Annotated in this window: 10 protein-coding genes; 4 read left to right on the top strand and 6 right to left on the bottom strand. The window is 53.1% G+C overall.

The annotated features are described in order from the left end of the window. Positions 1 to 158: 158 nt before the first annotated feature. Positions 159 to 881 carry a DUF4124 domain-containing protein gene (locus EHSB41UT_RS05170; RefSeq protein ID WP_087107487.1) on the bottom strand — a complete coding sequence of 241 codons (723 nt, stop codon included), beginning with the start codon at positions 879 to 881 and terminating at the stop codon, positions 159 to 161. Here EHSB41UT_RS05170 and EHSB41UT_RS05165 point away from each other — a divergent pair. Further along, positions 851 to 2,122: an SGNH/GDSL hydrolase family protein gene (locus EHSB41UT_RS05165; RefSeq protein ID WP_133060397.1), complete on the top strand. Its 1,272-nt coding sequence runs from the start codon at positions 851 to 853 to the stop codon at positions 2,120 to 2,122. The genes EHSB41UT_RS05170 and EHSB41UT_RS05165 overlap by 31 nt on opposite strands. 150 nt (positions 2,123 to 2,272) lie before the next feature. Here EHSB41UT_RS05165 and glnA read toward each other — a convergent pair whose 3' ends face one another. Next, a complete protein-coding gene (glnA, locus tag EHSB41UT_RS05160) occupies positions 2,273 to 3,679 on the bottom strand; it encodes a glutamate--ammonia ligase (protein ID WP_087107483.1) in 1,407 nt (468 codons plus the stop codon). Between the two features lie 477 nt (positions 3,680 to 4,156). Here glnA and thiI point away from each other — a divergent pair, with 477 nt between their 5' ends. The 3 genes from thiI to EHSB41UT_RS05145 all read left to right on the top strand — a co-directional run bounded on the left by thiI (position 4,157) and on the right by EHSB41UT_RS05145 (position 9,041). Further along, the gene (gene thiI / locus EHSB41UT_RS05155; RefSeq protein ID WP_087107481.1) at positions 4,157 to 5,641 is read left to right on the top strand and encodes a tRNA uracil 4-sulfurtransferase ThiI; all 1,485 of its coding nucleotides are present in this window, start codon (positions 4,157 to 4,159) and stop codon (positions 5,639 to 5,641) included. Further along, positions 5,638 to 6,144, top strand: coding sequence for a dihydrofolate reductase (locus EHSB41UT_RS05150; protein ID WP_087107478.1), 507 nt, complete (start codon positions 5,638 to 5,640; stop codon positions 6,142 to 6,144). Before thiI ends, EHSB41UT_RS05150 begins: the two co-directional genes overlap by 4 nt. A 74-nt stretch (positions 6,145 to 6,218) precedes the next feature. Beyond that, positions 6,219 to 9,041: a hypothetical protein gene (locus EHSB41UT_RS05145; RefSeq protein WP_087107476.1), complete on the top strand. Its 2,823-nt coding sequence runs from the start codon at positions 6,219 to 6,221 to the stop codon at positions 9,039 to 9,041. A gap of 21 nt (positions 9,042 to 9,062) precedes the next feature. Here EHSB41UT_RS05145 and EHSB41UT_RS05140 read toward each other — a convergent pair whose 3' ends face one another. From EHSB41UT_RS05140 to EHSB41UT_RS05125, 4 genes are all read right to left on the bottom strand, one after another. After that, entirely contained in the window at positions 9,063 to 9,374 is a 312-nt protein-coding gene (locus EHSB41UT_RS05140; RefSeq protein WP_133060396.1) for a hypothetical protein, read from the bottom strand. Between the two features lie 47 nt (positions 9,375 to 9,421). After that, on the bottom strand, positions 9,422 to 10,744 hold the full coding sequence (argA, locus tag EHSB41UT_RS05135; RefSeq protein ID WP_242667238.1) for an amino-acid N-acetyltransferase: 1,323 nt from the start codon (positions 10,742 to 10,744) through the stop codon (positions 9,422 to 9,424). Further along, positions 10,731 to 11,921 (bottom strand): acetylornithine deacetylase, encoded by a 1,191-nt coding sequence (gene argE / locus EHSB41UT_RS05130; RefSeq protein ID WP_087107973.1) that lies wholly within the window; start codon positions 11,919 to 11,921, stop codon positions 10,731 to 10,733. Before argE ends, argA begins: the two co-directional genes overlap by 14 nt. 87 nt (positions 11,922 to 12,008) lie before the next feature. Continuing rightward, complete coding sequence (locus EHSB41UT_RS05125; RefSeq protein WP_087107473.1) at positions 12,009 to 12,977, bottom strand: XdhC family protein; 969 nt, start codon at positions 12,975 to 12,977, stop codon at positions 12,009 to 12,011. Positions 12,978 to 12,990: the final 13 nt, after the last annotated feature.

Below are 12,990 nucleotides of genomic sequence, written 5' to 3'. Positions count from 1 at the left end.
GGCTTGATGTGCGGCTGCCAGCCAGAAGAGCGGGCAGAGCTGCAAAGGGACATTTTAGAGGTTATTGTATATTGCACCATATTGGTGCGCCACAGGTTTGTATGAGGGGAGAGTGTTCCATGACAGTGCTGTGGGCACTGCCATGGGAAGAAGCTTGATTAGTTATCAGTGGCCTTATCGACTAACAGGGAAGTCACAGCATTAAGGAGAGCAACGGCTGGTCCACCGACATCATCCATATCGTCATCCGGCTTGTGTTGCGGGTTGTTGAACACACTGGCACGGTGCACATAGATAGTGCGCGGCTGGCTGCTGATAAGTGTTTTGCCGTTCTTATCCATAATCTCGATCTGGATCGAATGGGCGCCGCGATCAGGCATTTCCACGGTAAAGTTTGGCGAATCACTTTCCAGAAGTGAGGAACCATCCCATATCAGGCGAAAACGATCCCCTGACCGGGCTGAAGGCCGAGCCTGGGCGGTGATGGTGATTCTTTCAGGGTTCTGGAAAGACTGTTCATTTTCAGGTGAGACGATGTTCAAAGATTTGTAGCGGTTTGCCTGCTGCTCTTGTTTCGGTTTGGGCGGCAGGGGCTTAACCTTGGTCGAAGGCACAGTTAAAACAGGGCCGACCTCAACCGTTTCAGAAGGGCCGCTCTTCGGCTTCTGGTCGGTAAAGATAACATTACCTTCCGCATCAACCGTTCGGTAAATCTCGGCCTGAACCGGAACGGAGATAACAGACATAAATAGCGCGATCATTGCGAGCTGGCGAAGAATTGCCGTCATGGTATCCCTGTTTTTCCTATTCTCTTTCTCCCCATGATAATGCTTGCGGATGAGGCGTGCCAATGATGACAGCTCCATGGCAATTAATTTCATTTGTCTTTGCCCTGACGCTTTTATTCAACCCTGTGTTAAAGGCCGGGCAGGAGTCTGCAGAAGCCGAAGCGCCCATACGGTTGAAGAAGCTGGTTATTTTTGGCGACAGTCTGGCGGATACCGGAAACACGCGAACCCTGACCCGTTATTTCCAAGGCGGCGTTCCCCGCCCGGACTTCTTTGACCATCTCTTTCATTTCGGTTGGAACCGGTTGCCGCTAAAGTTGTTTGTGGGTGAGATTCCGCCCAAACATTATTACCAGGGACGGTTCAGTAATGGTCCGGTGTCCAGTGAGCTGGTGGCTCCCATGCTGGGACTGGATCCGGAAGACGGTGGTCAGTTTGTGAATCTGGCCTTTGGTGGTAGCTGGTCGCTGTCCGGGAAGAATTTTCTGTCGTCCCTGTATCAGTTGCAGGATGACGAGGCATGGGATGTGTCGGGCGTGCTGGAACATCTCAGCAAAGGGTTCAGCAAATGGTTTATCCCCAGCGCTCAGGAAGTAGTGCGCTGGTATTTGGATGAGCATCCTGTGCTTGAGCCGGACACCATGTATGTGTTGTTCTCCGGCTCCAATGATTACCAGAATGGCTACTGGCAACCGGAAGCCGTTGTGTCTGCGCAGGTCGATATTCTTGAGCAGTTGATTGACCATGGCGCCAAACATATTGCCTGGGGCACGTTGCCTGACATCACTATTACACCCTGTTTTATTGGCGCAAACACTTACCCGTTCAAGGTTCAGATTGAACGACACAATCGTATGGCGAACAACGAAAGAATCAGGCTGCAGCAGGAGAATCCGGATATCCAGCTGATCTTTGCTGACGGCTATTCAGCGTTCCGGTTGTTCTTCGATAATGCGGACAGTTTTGGCTTTACCGAAAAGAGCAAAGCCTGCACCAATGTGAATGTGAATGGTTGTCCGAGTGGAGACGGCGGTCCTTCCATTCAAGGGGGGCTGCTGGAATCCAGCTATCTGGGCGAGCCATTTAAAGTCTGTGATCACCCGGAACAGTATTTTTTCTGGGACAGTATTCATCCCACAACCCGGGTTTATGAACATGTGGCTTCTTACCTGTGTGTGATGGCAGGTATGTCCGGTTATTGGACGGATTGCCGCCTGCCGGCCGACTTTGATCGACCAAGAGCTGAGCGGCTGCTGCATCTGCTGGAAACACACAAGCTGCCTTCTGGTGTTATCCCTTCCCGTGCGGATATCAAGCGCTTGCTGAATATCTGAATATCATTTTCTGGAGGCAAAAAAAGAAGGCTGCCTGTTGGCAGCCTTCCGGGATGGATATCAGTGTTTGCTAAAGCAGTCGTTGGCTCCCACGCTCAGCGTGGGAGCCAGACATCTCTTAGCAAGACCCGCGTTTAGCAGAACCATCTCTTAGCAAGAGTAATACAGATCAAACTCAACAGGGTGAGTGGTCTGGCTTACTTTGATGCACTCTTCGCGCTTCAGCTCGAGGTAGCCGTCGATCATGTCGTCGGTGAATACGCCACCTTCGGTCAGGAAGGCACGGTCTGCGTCCAGTGCAGACAGAGCTTCTTCAAAGCTGGCTGCAACAGTTGGGATCTCAGAAGCTTCTTCCGGTGGCAGATCGTACAGATCCTTGTCAGCCGCATCGCCAGGGTGAATCTGGTTCTTGATGCCGTCCAGACCAGCCATCATCAGGGCTGCGAAAGCCAGGTATGGGTTGGCAGTCGGGTCAGGGAAACGTACTTCGATACGACGGGCCTTAGGGCTGTTCACGTAAGGAATACGGATGGAAGCGGAACGGTTACGGGCGGAGTAAGCCAGCATAACAGGAGCTTCAAAACCTGGAACCAGACGCTTGTAGGCGTTGGTGGAAGCGTTGGTGAAAGCGTTGATCGCTTTAGCGTGTTTGATCACACCACCGATGTAGTACAGAGCGGTTTCGCTCAGACCGGCATAGCCGTCGCCTGCGAACAGGTTGTTGCCGTCCTTGCTGATGGACATGTGAACGTGCATGCCGCTGCCGTTATCACCAACCAGTGGCTTAGGCATAAAGGTGGCAGTCTTGCCGTAGGCGTGAGCAACGTTGTGCACGGCATACTTCAGGATCTGGGTTTCGTCAGCCTTGCGTACCAGAGTGTTGAAACGGGTACCGATTTCACACTGACCGGCTGTGCCTACTTCGTGGTGATGCACTTCTACAGGAACGCCCATGGCTTCGGTAGCGGCACACATGGCGGCACGCAGATCGTGCAGGGAATCGACTGGAGGAACCGGGAAGTAACCGCCTTTAACGCCAGGACGGTGACCGATGTTGCCGCCTTCAAACATTTCGTTGGAAGCCCAGGCCGCTTCTTCGGAGTTCACTTCGTAGGACGCGCCGGAGATGTCAACCTTCCACTTCACGTCGTCAAATACGAAGAACTCTGGCTCTGGGCCAAAGAAGGCAGTATCACCGATACCGGTGGACTTCAGGTATTCTTCAGCGCGCTTGGCAACAGAACGTGGGTCACGCTCGTAGCCCTGCATGGTGGCAGGCTCGATGATGTCGCAGCGCAGGTTAACGGTGGTTGCTTCGGTGAACGGGTCGAGAATGGCGGTGCTGTCGTCCGGCATCAGGATCATGTCGGATTCGTTGATACCTTTCCAGCCAGCGATGGAGGAGCCATCGAACATTTTGCCGATTTCAAAGAACTCGCTGTCGATTTCGCCGATAGGCAGGGAAACGTGCTGCTCTTTGCCGCGGGTGTCGGTGAAGCGCAGGTCAACCCACTTGGCGTCGTGTTCCTTGATCAGGGAAAGAGTCTTGTTAGACATTCTTGTCATTCCTCAGGCTTGATGTTTCTCAATTCTGTCGGGCCTGCCACCATTGTGTCCGCTCTCAGTGGGTGCTGGGTGTGCGTCCTTCGGCAGATTTGGTCAATGGCGAGCAGTTGACCAGCCCGGTTCTGTGCTTATGCACGTCTTGCAACTCTACTCGGTTTCTCTAATAGCAATCCGTGTGCCAAAACACTGTCTTTCCCTGAAGTGTGTACTTCCGTTGAAGGCGTATCCTGGTTTTGGTGCAACAAATGAGCACTTTTCAAAAACCTCCCGCACCAAAACGGGTCACCCTGGTTGCTCTCGGCTTGAGTGTGCCCCATTGTGGTGCGTTAAGGTTTTCTGCCCCCTCCGGCGCCTACAGTTTACACCTTCCCTATACCAATGCCTGCTTCTTTATGGGGGGATCGTACCCGCTGCGGCTGCGGTTCTGTATAATTACCGGATTCACAGTTTTTGACCCATTCGTTGTCCATGAAATTTATTATCAAGCTGTTCCCGGAGATTACGATCAAGAGTTCTCCGGTGAGAAAGCAACTTGTCAAACAGCTCCGCCGCAATATCCGTACAGTCTGCCGCCCTCTTGATGAGTCCATCGAAGTGACCGGCAAGTGGGATATGCTCGATGTACAGACTTCCAGCGACGAGCCTTCTGACGTAGCTGCGATTGCTGATCGTCTGAGCTGCATTCCCGGTATCCACCAGATTTTGGAAGTAGCGGAATATCCGCTGGGAACCATGGATGAGATGCTGGAGATTGTTCGTCCTATCTTTGCCGAGCAGCTGGAAGGCAAGACCTTCTGTGTGCGTGCCAAGCGCGGCGGCCACCATAACTTCACTTCCACTGATCTGGAGCGTTATATCGGTGGTGAGCTGAACCAGACCACCGGTGCGGCGGGCGTAAGTCTGAAGAACCCGGATGTGAAGGTTGAGATCGAGGTTAAGAACAATCGCTGGTTCCTGATCACTCGTCGTCATCCTGGTTTGGGTGGTTACCCGATGGGCACCCAGGAGCCGGTGCTGTCTCTGATTTCCGGTGGTTTTGACTCTACCGTATCCAGCTTCCTGATGATGAAGCGTGGCCTGAACACCCACTTCTGCTTCTTCAATCTGGGTGGTCATGCCCACGAGTTGGCGGTGAAGGAAGTGGCTTACTATCTGTGGGACCGTTATGGTGCATCCCACCGGGTTCGCTTTGTGACCATTCCTTTTGAAGGCGTGGTGGAAGAGATCCTGACCAAGATTGATAACAGCTATATGGGCGTTATCCTCAAGCGGATGATGCTGCGCGCCGCCAGCAAGACCGCTGAGTTGATGCATATTGACGCGATAGTGACTGGTGAATCCATTGCTCAGGTATCCAGCCAGACACTGCCGAATCTGGCGGTGATCGACAAGGTGACCGACAGGCTGGTGTTCCGTCCGCTGGCGACTATGGATAAGCAGGAAATTATTTCTGTTGCCCGTCAGATCGGTACCGAAGAGTTTGCCAAGAGCATTCCGGAATACTGCGCGGTCATCTCCAAGAATCCGACCACCCGTGCCAAGCCTGAGAAGGTGGAAAAGGAAGAGGGCTTCTTTGATTTCTCCGTTCTGGAAGCTGCTATTGAGAACCGCCGCAATGTCTCTGTGGCCGATATCATCGCCGATGATCTGTCCCGTGAGCAGGTGGAAGTGACCAACGAGTTGGCGCAGGACGATATCATCATCGATATCCGTCACCCGACCGAAGAAGAGATCAAGCCGCTGAAGCTGGATGGCCGTGAGATTGTGGTTATGCCGTTCTACCAACTGCGTACCAAGTTCCCGGAACTGGATAAGAGCCGCCATTACCTGCTCTATTGCGATAAGGGCGTAATGAGCCAGCTTCACGCCATGCATCTGCGTGATGAAGGCCATAGCAATGTGGGTGTTTATCAGCCGGACGAAATCGACAACAGGAAAAACAAATACAAATGAAAGTTGCGATGATTGCTGCGGTGGCGGAGAACAATGCCATCGGAATCGATAACAAGCTGCCCTGGTACCTGCCGGGTGATCTGCGCTATTTCAAGGCAGTCACCATGGGCAAGCCGATTATTATGGGGCGCAAGACGTTTGAGTCGCTGCGTAAGCCTCTGCCGGGCCGCACCAACATCGTCCTTACCCGTGATCCTGAGTGGAATCATGAAGGGGTACGGGTTGTAGCGAACCTGGATGAAGCACTGGCACTGGCGGAGAGTATCGCCACTATCAATGGTATCTCTGAGGTTATGGTGATTGGCGGAGAGCAGATCTACCGTCAGGCTCTGCCCAAGGCGGATCGTCTCTATCTCACCAAAGTCGGGCAGGCCTTTGAGGGCGATGCCTTCTTCCCGGAGATTGTCGAGAGTGAGTGGACCGAGTTTGCCCGTGAAGACAATGAGTCTGAAGATGGTTTGAAATACAGCTATCTGGTTCTCGATCGCGTTTCCCTTTCATAAGACCATAAACCGATAAGCTCTCCTAAACTGATGGAATAACTTTTCTATCGGTTTGGCTCAGGGAGCTTATCGGCGTGCCAGGGAATGGCTCACAAACCCGCTTTTATCAAAAGCCCGCCCCGGTTGAGTTCGCCCGTATCTTCAGTGGCGAAGGCAAGAATCCGTTAAGGGGCGGAGCCAGTCAGTTACGTGATATCAGCCATTCCGATGGTGTCTGGAAGGCTGAGGTCGCGCCTTCGCCGGCTTCCCGATGGGCCGGACACAAGGTTAACTTCCTCAAGCGCATGGCCAGAAAGCTGGCTTCCCTTCTGCATCACGACCATGTCGCAGATCTCGACAGTAAACTGCATACGGCTTACACCAGCACCTTTCTGAATGAACATGGCAAAGCCCTTAGCCATCGTACCGTCTCACCTGTGAAAGACGATACCGACTCTTCCGAGCAGGCCTGTGAACTTTCCACACCTTTGGGCTTTCGGGTAGCAGCCGCCATGGATCTGGCCGGCATCTGTGAGATGGAGCGCCGCCAGAAATCTCAGCCGGGCATGAAGCACAAGAACTCGCTGGTGGATGAACAGGTGATCAGCCAGATGGATTATCTGGTGAACCTTACGCCTCAGCGGCTGGCCTATGAATTTATTGCAGCCAAAAAGTCACTGCCAACCGGCTATCTGCAGCGGGTGCTTATTCCCCACTATATGGATGTCCTCACGCTGGAAGGGCGTTATTCAGAGCGTGGCGCAAGCGCTGCCTTACAAATCCTGCTGAAAGAAAAGCACCTTGAGACGGAAAAGGATCTCACCTTTGAAGCATTGATGGAGCTGCGCAACTGTGTGGAGCATCTGAATCGGCAGCATCATCGTCAGGTCAGCTCCACACAGGGTGTTTCTCATATCCCCAAAGGCATACCGTCCAGTGCAGTTAAAGCCGGCAGTGTAGGTAAAGTCACTGTCGTTCAGGTGCTGTCGGAAGGAATGGCGCCCCGGCAGGAGATTCGGGATTACCTGATCAGCGAACTGCGACGTAAAGGCGAGAGTCGAGAGAAATCCCGGGAAGAAGTGGTTGCGGCGTTGGAGTCCCGGGGCATCAAGCCTGGCTCGATGCTGTCACTGAGCCAGTTCCGCGATATCTGTGAACTGTTGTCTTTGCACCATGACCACTCTTCCCGCCAGTTGATTACCGATTATCTGGGGCTGGTCAGCCAGTTAAAGGCGACTCATAGGCCGCCTTCGGAATCCGCCTTAAACGCAGCGCAGGAAGCCGGGCTGAACGGTAATGAGGTGTTTGAGGTTGAGGGTTCCGGCAAAAAGCCCTTGATCGTGATACAGCGCCCCAATCTTGAGCCTCCCTCCGAGGAAGTGAGTTACACCTGCAATGATGATGATTTATGGCTGATCAATGAACAGGTGGAGCGCAGCTGGGTGTTGCGTATGACCCGGGATATGGCCAATAGCATCCTCCGCAAGGCCATGCGCAGCAAAACAAAAATCTCGGTCACCATTGCCTCGAAGCTGGCAGCTGCTGCTGCCACGGGAGCGGTGACAGGAGGCATTGGGGGAATTGTTTATCTGGGCTCAGCCTTGCTCTCGGCCCCCTTGCTGATTGGCGTAGATACCGGCTTTGGGTTGGCCAAGGAGTGGTGGTATTCCCGCAAGGTGAAAAAGTATGACAAGTCCGGAGAGCCTTCCGCAGCGGACAAACGGAAATGTTTATACGAAAGTCTGGGCCATCTGGTAGCTGAACGCACCATTACCGATGGCTTTAATGCCTTTTTTAATCTTAAGAATGAACTGTCCGGGCTTTCCAAACTGGAAGGCAATGCCAGGACATCTGCTGCGGATCAGATCAAGTTCCGTCGTATGCAGGTCCTGCAGCAGCTGCGTTCCTCACAACTGGGTGACAAGTTTAACGACTTTGGTCGGTTAATGACCGAAGCCGTAACCGATATCTCCCGGTTTGAAGAGGAGTTTGATCAGCAGTTTGAGGAGCTTTGGCGACCTTTTTCGGGAGGAAAGAAGGCAGCTATCTCAGAGGAACGTCGTTTTAAAATTTTTAATGAAGCTTCCAACCGGGTGCTGTTCCGTTACAAGAACAAAGTCGTAAAAGAAGATCAGCGTGAGTGGCTGAAGATACTGGTGACCAGCAAAAAGGACAGTAGCCGGGTTTCTGATATTCAGATGCGGGAAGCCTTTGGCAACTTCAAGGCGTTGGAAAGAAAGGAGTTGCGCCGCCATGCCGTGGCCAGTGCTTTCAATCAGCTGATGAAAGGCAGCAAGCTTGCCGCTTTCCATTCGGTGAAGGTTATCGGTCACTTTGTCTTCACCAACCTGACCTGGAATGCCGGCAAGGTTGTGAAGGCCGGTGCCATGTTTGTACTGAAAGGTATCCTGCCCAACAAGGTAGATTTGATACCTGTTCCGACAGCGGCAGCCTGTGCCTACTGGATAGTCTCCTTTATCGGCGGGCAGACCCTGGAGCGGTTCAATAACTATTTGAACCGGGTGCGCCTCAAAAAAATTATCCAAAGCCGGCAGGATAGTGACGAGCGCGAGAAGGCCTACGACAGTAATTTGGTGAAGCTCGACAAGGAAGATTGGCGGGCCATGCGCCGGGAAGCGGTAGAAGGGGTTAAGAAGCTGGCTGATATCATGCATAAGTTGCGTACTGAGCATGATGAGCTGAATATGGCTTTGAAAAAGCTAAAGCCTTCTGCCCGAGATCGTATTGATGATGAACGTCTGATTCAGCGGGCTGAGCTGATCTTGCGCAGAAAGTATCTGGAGCATCAGGTGCAGGAGCTGCTAAGCGGTGCAGTCGGCACCTACTACCAGGAAACACTTCGGGGAGAGTGGCTGCATCGGGAAATGGTGCATGATAAGGATCTTGGCCTGGCCTAAAGCTGATACACCCGATACTTTCTATTTAAACCGCACAACATACTTCAATTTAATTTCTTTGATGAAATCGAGCTCTTCGGGAAAGGGCTGTGATCCGTCTTTCTCATTCTCCAGTTCTCTTTTTTCCTGATTGGCCTGGTCCTGAATCTCTATAGCGTTTGTTGGGTGACGAGGGCCGGAGATAACAATTTCAAGCCAGTGTGTTTTGTTAAATTTAAAGAGAACCACCCCGTTACCTTTTGGGCGAGCCGGTGGTTCTGCGGAAGCGTTCAGGATGAATAGACAGCTCAACGACAACAGCAGAACTTTTGAGGTGGAAATGACAGCGTGCAACAGGCTCACCCCTTACCCGAAATGCGGGTAAGGATAGATGTGAACTGTTACAGGGACTTGCGGAATACCTTGGCATTGCGGGGGCGGTTATAGGCCTGCTGTTTCTCGGCAGGCAGCTCACGGATTTTGCTTTCCGAAAAGCCCCGCTCAACAAACCAGTGCGCTGTTCGGGTTGTGAGCACAAACAGAGAATCCAGCTTCTGCCTGCGAGCCTGGCTTTCAATATCATCCAGCAGGCGATCTCCGCGGTTCCCGCTGCGATAATCCGGGTGCACAACCAGACAGGCCAGCTCGGCACACTGTTCATCCGGATAAGGATAAAGTGAGGCGCAGCCAATGATCATTCCGTCCCGAACAATAACCGTAAACAGGTGGATATCCCTCTCAAGCTGCTTGCGGGAGCGACGCACCAATACACCTTTCTCTTCCAGTGGCGAGATCAGCTTGAGGATGCCGCCGACATCTTCGATGGTTGCCGAGCGCATCTGCTCGTAAGCAGTCACATCCTGGGTTATCAGAGTGCCGTGACCTTTACGGGTAAACAGTTCCGCCAGCAATGCCCCATCTTCCCGATGGCTGACAATATGGGTACGGAGTATGCCGCCATTACAGGCGGTGAGAGAGGCGTTCATCAGCCGCATCTCTTCAGACGAGTGCGGTTGACGCAGATGTTCCAGCACCTCTGAAGGACGCATGGTGCGAATCAGTTCGCCATCACTGTTCTTCAGACCCACTTCTGACGAGAACATAATCAGCTTTTCTGCCCCCAGCGCAATCGCAGATTGGGTAGCGACATCTTCAGCCAGCAGATTGAAAACCTGACCGGTGGGGGAGTAACCCATGCAGGAAAGCAACACAAGGTAGCCGTCGTCCAATAAATTATTAATCGCCTTGCGATCTATACGACGGACTTCACCGGTATTTTGAAAGTCGATTCCATCCACTACGCCAAAAGGACGGGCTGTGACAAAGTTGCCGCTGATCACCCGGATGCGGGCACCGTGCATAGGGGAGTTCACCAACCCCATGGAGAGCTGGCCTTCCAGTTTGACCCGTTGGCTGGCAACCGCATCAATCACCGCAGTCAGGCTGTCTTTATCAGTAATCCGGTAACCCTGGTGAAAGCTGGTGGAGATCTCACGGGTCTTGAGGCGTTCGTTGATCTGGGTACGAGCACCATGAACAAGAACCAGCCGCACGCCGAGGCTGCTGAGCAGGGCGATATCGCTGATGATATTGGAGAAGTGCTCGCTGGCCAGACCTTCGCCGGGGAGCATAATCACGAAAGTACGCCCACGGTGTGCATGGATGTAGGGGGAAGACTGGCGGAAGAAGCGAATATAATTTTCGCCAAACTTATCCATTTCCATTGGATGCTCCATTTCCTTTGGTCTCTGGTGCGTCCTGCAGGCAGAATGATTGAATCAGCCCCTTCAGCAGATCAACCGTTGGCTGAATGGTATCCAGTGCCAGGAATTCATCCGGCTGATGGGCCTGGGCGATATCTCCCGGGCCCAGCACAATCGTATCAATCCCCAGCTGATTCAAAAATGGTGCCTCTGTCGCAAAGGCTGCGCTGGTGCTGGTGTGGCCGGTCAAACGCTCACAGGCATTTACCAGCTCGCTGCCTTCATGGCTGGCGAAGGGTTCCACTTCTGGAGTGATGGGCGCGAACTCAAAGATAATACCGTTGGCATCGGTGATCGGTTTTACCCGTTGGCGAACAGCTGCCCGGATGGTTTCCGAATCCATCCCCGGCAGCATACGAACATCAAATTCCAGCGCGCAGGTTTCGCAAATGCGGTTGGGATTATCGCCGCCATGGATACAGCCGAGATTGAGTGTTGGTGTTGGTACGGTGAAGCCCGGATTCTGGTACTGCTCTTTCCACTCTTCCCGCAGCACCATCAGCTCCGAGATCACCTTGTGCATGGCATCCATGGCATTACGACCCAGAGCCGGGTTGCTGGAGTGCCCGGACTGACCAGTCAGGGTGATGCGCTCCATCATAATGCCTTTATGCATGCTCAGAGGCGTCAGGCCAGTCGGCTCACCGACAACGGCATAGCGTGCTTTGGGCTGTTGAATACGGGTGAGTTCCCGGGCGCCGGCCATGGTGGATTCTTCATCGGCAGTCGCCAGAATAATCAGCGGCTGCTTCATCTCTTCCGCTTTCAGACCGCGGGCAGCTTCAATCGCCAGCGCCAGAAAGCTTTTCATATCGCAGGTGCCGAGGCCATAGAAACGGTTGTCCCGTTCCGTCAGTGTCCAGGGATCCTGACTCCACAGGGTGTCATCACAGGGAACGGTATCGGTATGGCCGGAGAGCACCAGTCCGCCGGAGCCTTTGCCCAGCGTGGCAATCAAGTTGGCTTTGTGAGGTGCATCCGGCAGCGGAATGATTTCGCAGGCAAAGCCCATATCGTTCAGCCAGTTTGCCAGCAGATCGATAACGGCACGGTTGCCCTGATCATACTCAGGGCGGGTGCTGCTGATGGATGATGCTGCAATAAGCTGCCGAAGTGCTGGAACCAGTAACTGGGACATAAGAACCTGTACTGCCTTTTTATAAGAGTTTTTCGGATGATAAACATCCGCCACGTTTCTAGGAACCGTTTTCTCTGTCAGTGTATATCAATCACTGAACAGCTTGTTTCTCACCGCAATCAATTGGGCAACAATAGATATCGCTATCTCCCACGGTGTTTTGCTGCCGGTTGGAATACCCGCTGGAGCATAAAGCCGTTCAAGTTGCTCGGCTGTTAAACCCAGTTCCTGCAATCGCTCTCGCCGCCTGGCAGAGGTTCTTTGTGAACCCATGGCGGCAATATAAAAGGCCTTGCTGGTCAGTGCTTCCAGCAGAGCCATATCATCAAGGCGAGGATCATGGGCCAACGCGATAATTGCGGATGTTGGAGTATTAAAGCGCTCCCGAATCAGATCATCAGGGAACGTCTTTACCAGCTCAACTCCCGGCATGTTCCAGCCTTCCAGAAACTCTTCCCGGAAATCGCAGACAGTGACTGAAAAATCCACAGCCCGGGCCAGTTCCGCGACACAACGGGTTGTCTCTCCGGCACCGGTCAGTAACAGCTGAAAAGCAGGGCCTAAGGTATGAGTGATAGTGTCTGGCTGTTCATAGAGACCGGGTTTATTTGGCTTTGCCAAACCGGCCAAAGCCGCTAAGCCCAAATCACCGCTGCGTAGATGAACGGTTCGGCTAACACACTGCCCTTGTTCAAGGGCGGTAAAGAGTTCCAGAAAGAGGCCTGCCTGTTCCGGCTCCAGCCTTTCCAGCAGGATACGCAGCTGGCCGCCACAGGGTAGGGCCAGCCGGGCGTTTTGACTATCAGTTTGGCCATAACCGTGAATGGATGGGGTAGGAATATTATCTTCACTGGCCAGTTTGGTCAGTAGATCCTCTTCAATGCAACCACCCGACAGCGAACCAACTGTTCCCAGGCCGGGAACGTAGGCAAGCAGGGAACCCTCCGGGCGAGGTGATGATCCCCAGGTTTCCAGAACCGTGGCCAGCCAGACCGGGTGTCCGGCTGACAGCCACTGGTGTATCTGATCAATAACCCGAACATTACTGCTATGCATGTTCTGATTCCTG

The sequence above is a fragment of the Parendozoicomonas haliclonae genome (assembly GCF_900174585.1).
GTDB classification, from domain to species: domain Bacteria; phylum Pseudomonadota; class Gammaproteobacteria; order Pseudomonadales; family Endozoicomonadaceae; genus Sansalvadorimonas; species Sansalvadorimonas haliclonae.
The sequence above is the reverse complement of the archived record's forward strand: the minus strand, read 5'-3'. Positions and strand labels throughout refer to the sequence as shown.

What these genes read in the sequence shown, in the direction of transcription:
- glnA (WP_087107483.1), bottom strand. Translation starts at nt 3,679, where the DNA reads ATGTCTAACAAGACTCTTTCCCTGATCAAGGAACACGACGCCAAGTGG.
- argE (WP_087107973.1), bottom strand. Translation starts at nt 11,921, where the DNA reads ATGTCCCAGTTACTGGTTCCAGCACTTCGGCAGCTTATTGCAGCATCA.
- EHSB41UT_RS05125 (WP_087107473.1), bottom strand. Translation starts at nt 12,977, where the DNA reads ATGCATAGCAGTAATGTTCGGGTTATTGATCAGATACACCAGTGGCTG.
- thiI (WP_087107481.1), top strand. Translation starts at nt 4,157, where the DNA reads ATGAAATTTATTATCAAGCTGTTCCCGGAGATTACGATCAAGAGTTCT.
- EHSB41UT_RS05170 (WP_087107487.1), bottom strand. Translation starts at nt 881, where the DNA reads ATGAAATTAATTGCCATGGAGCTGTCATCATTGGCACGCCTCATCCGC.
- argA (WP_242667238.1), bottom strand. Translation starts at nt 10,744, where the DNA reads ATGGAAATGGATAAGTTTGGCGAAAATTATATTCGCTTCTTCCGCCAG.
- EHSB41UT_RS05165 (WP_133060397.1), top strand. Translation starts at nt 851, where the DNA reads ATGATGACAGCTCCATGGCAATTAATTTCATTTGTCTTTGCCCTGACG.
- EHSB41UT_RS05150 (WP_087107478.1), top strand. Translation starts at nt 5,638, where the DNA reads ATGAAAGTTGCGATGATTGCTGCGGTGGCGGAGAACAATGCCATCGGA.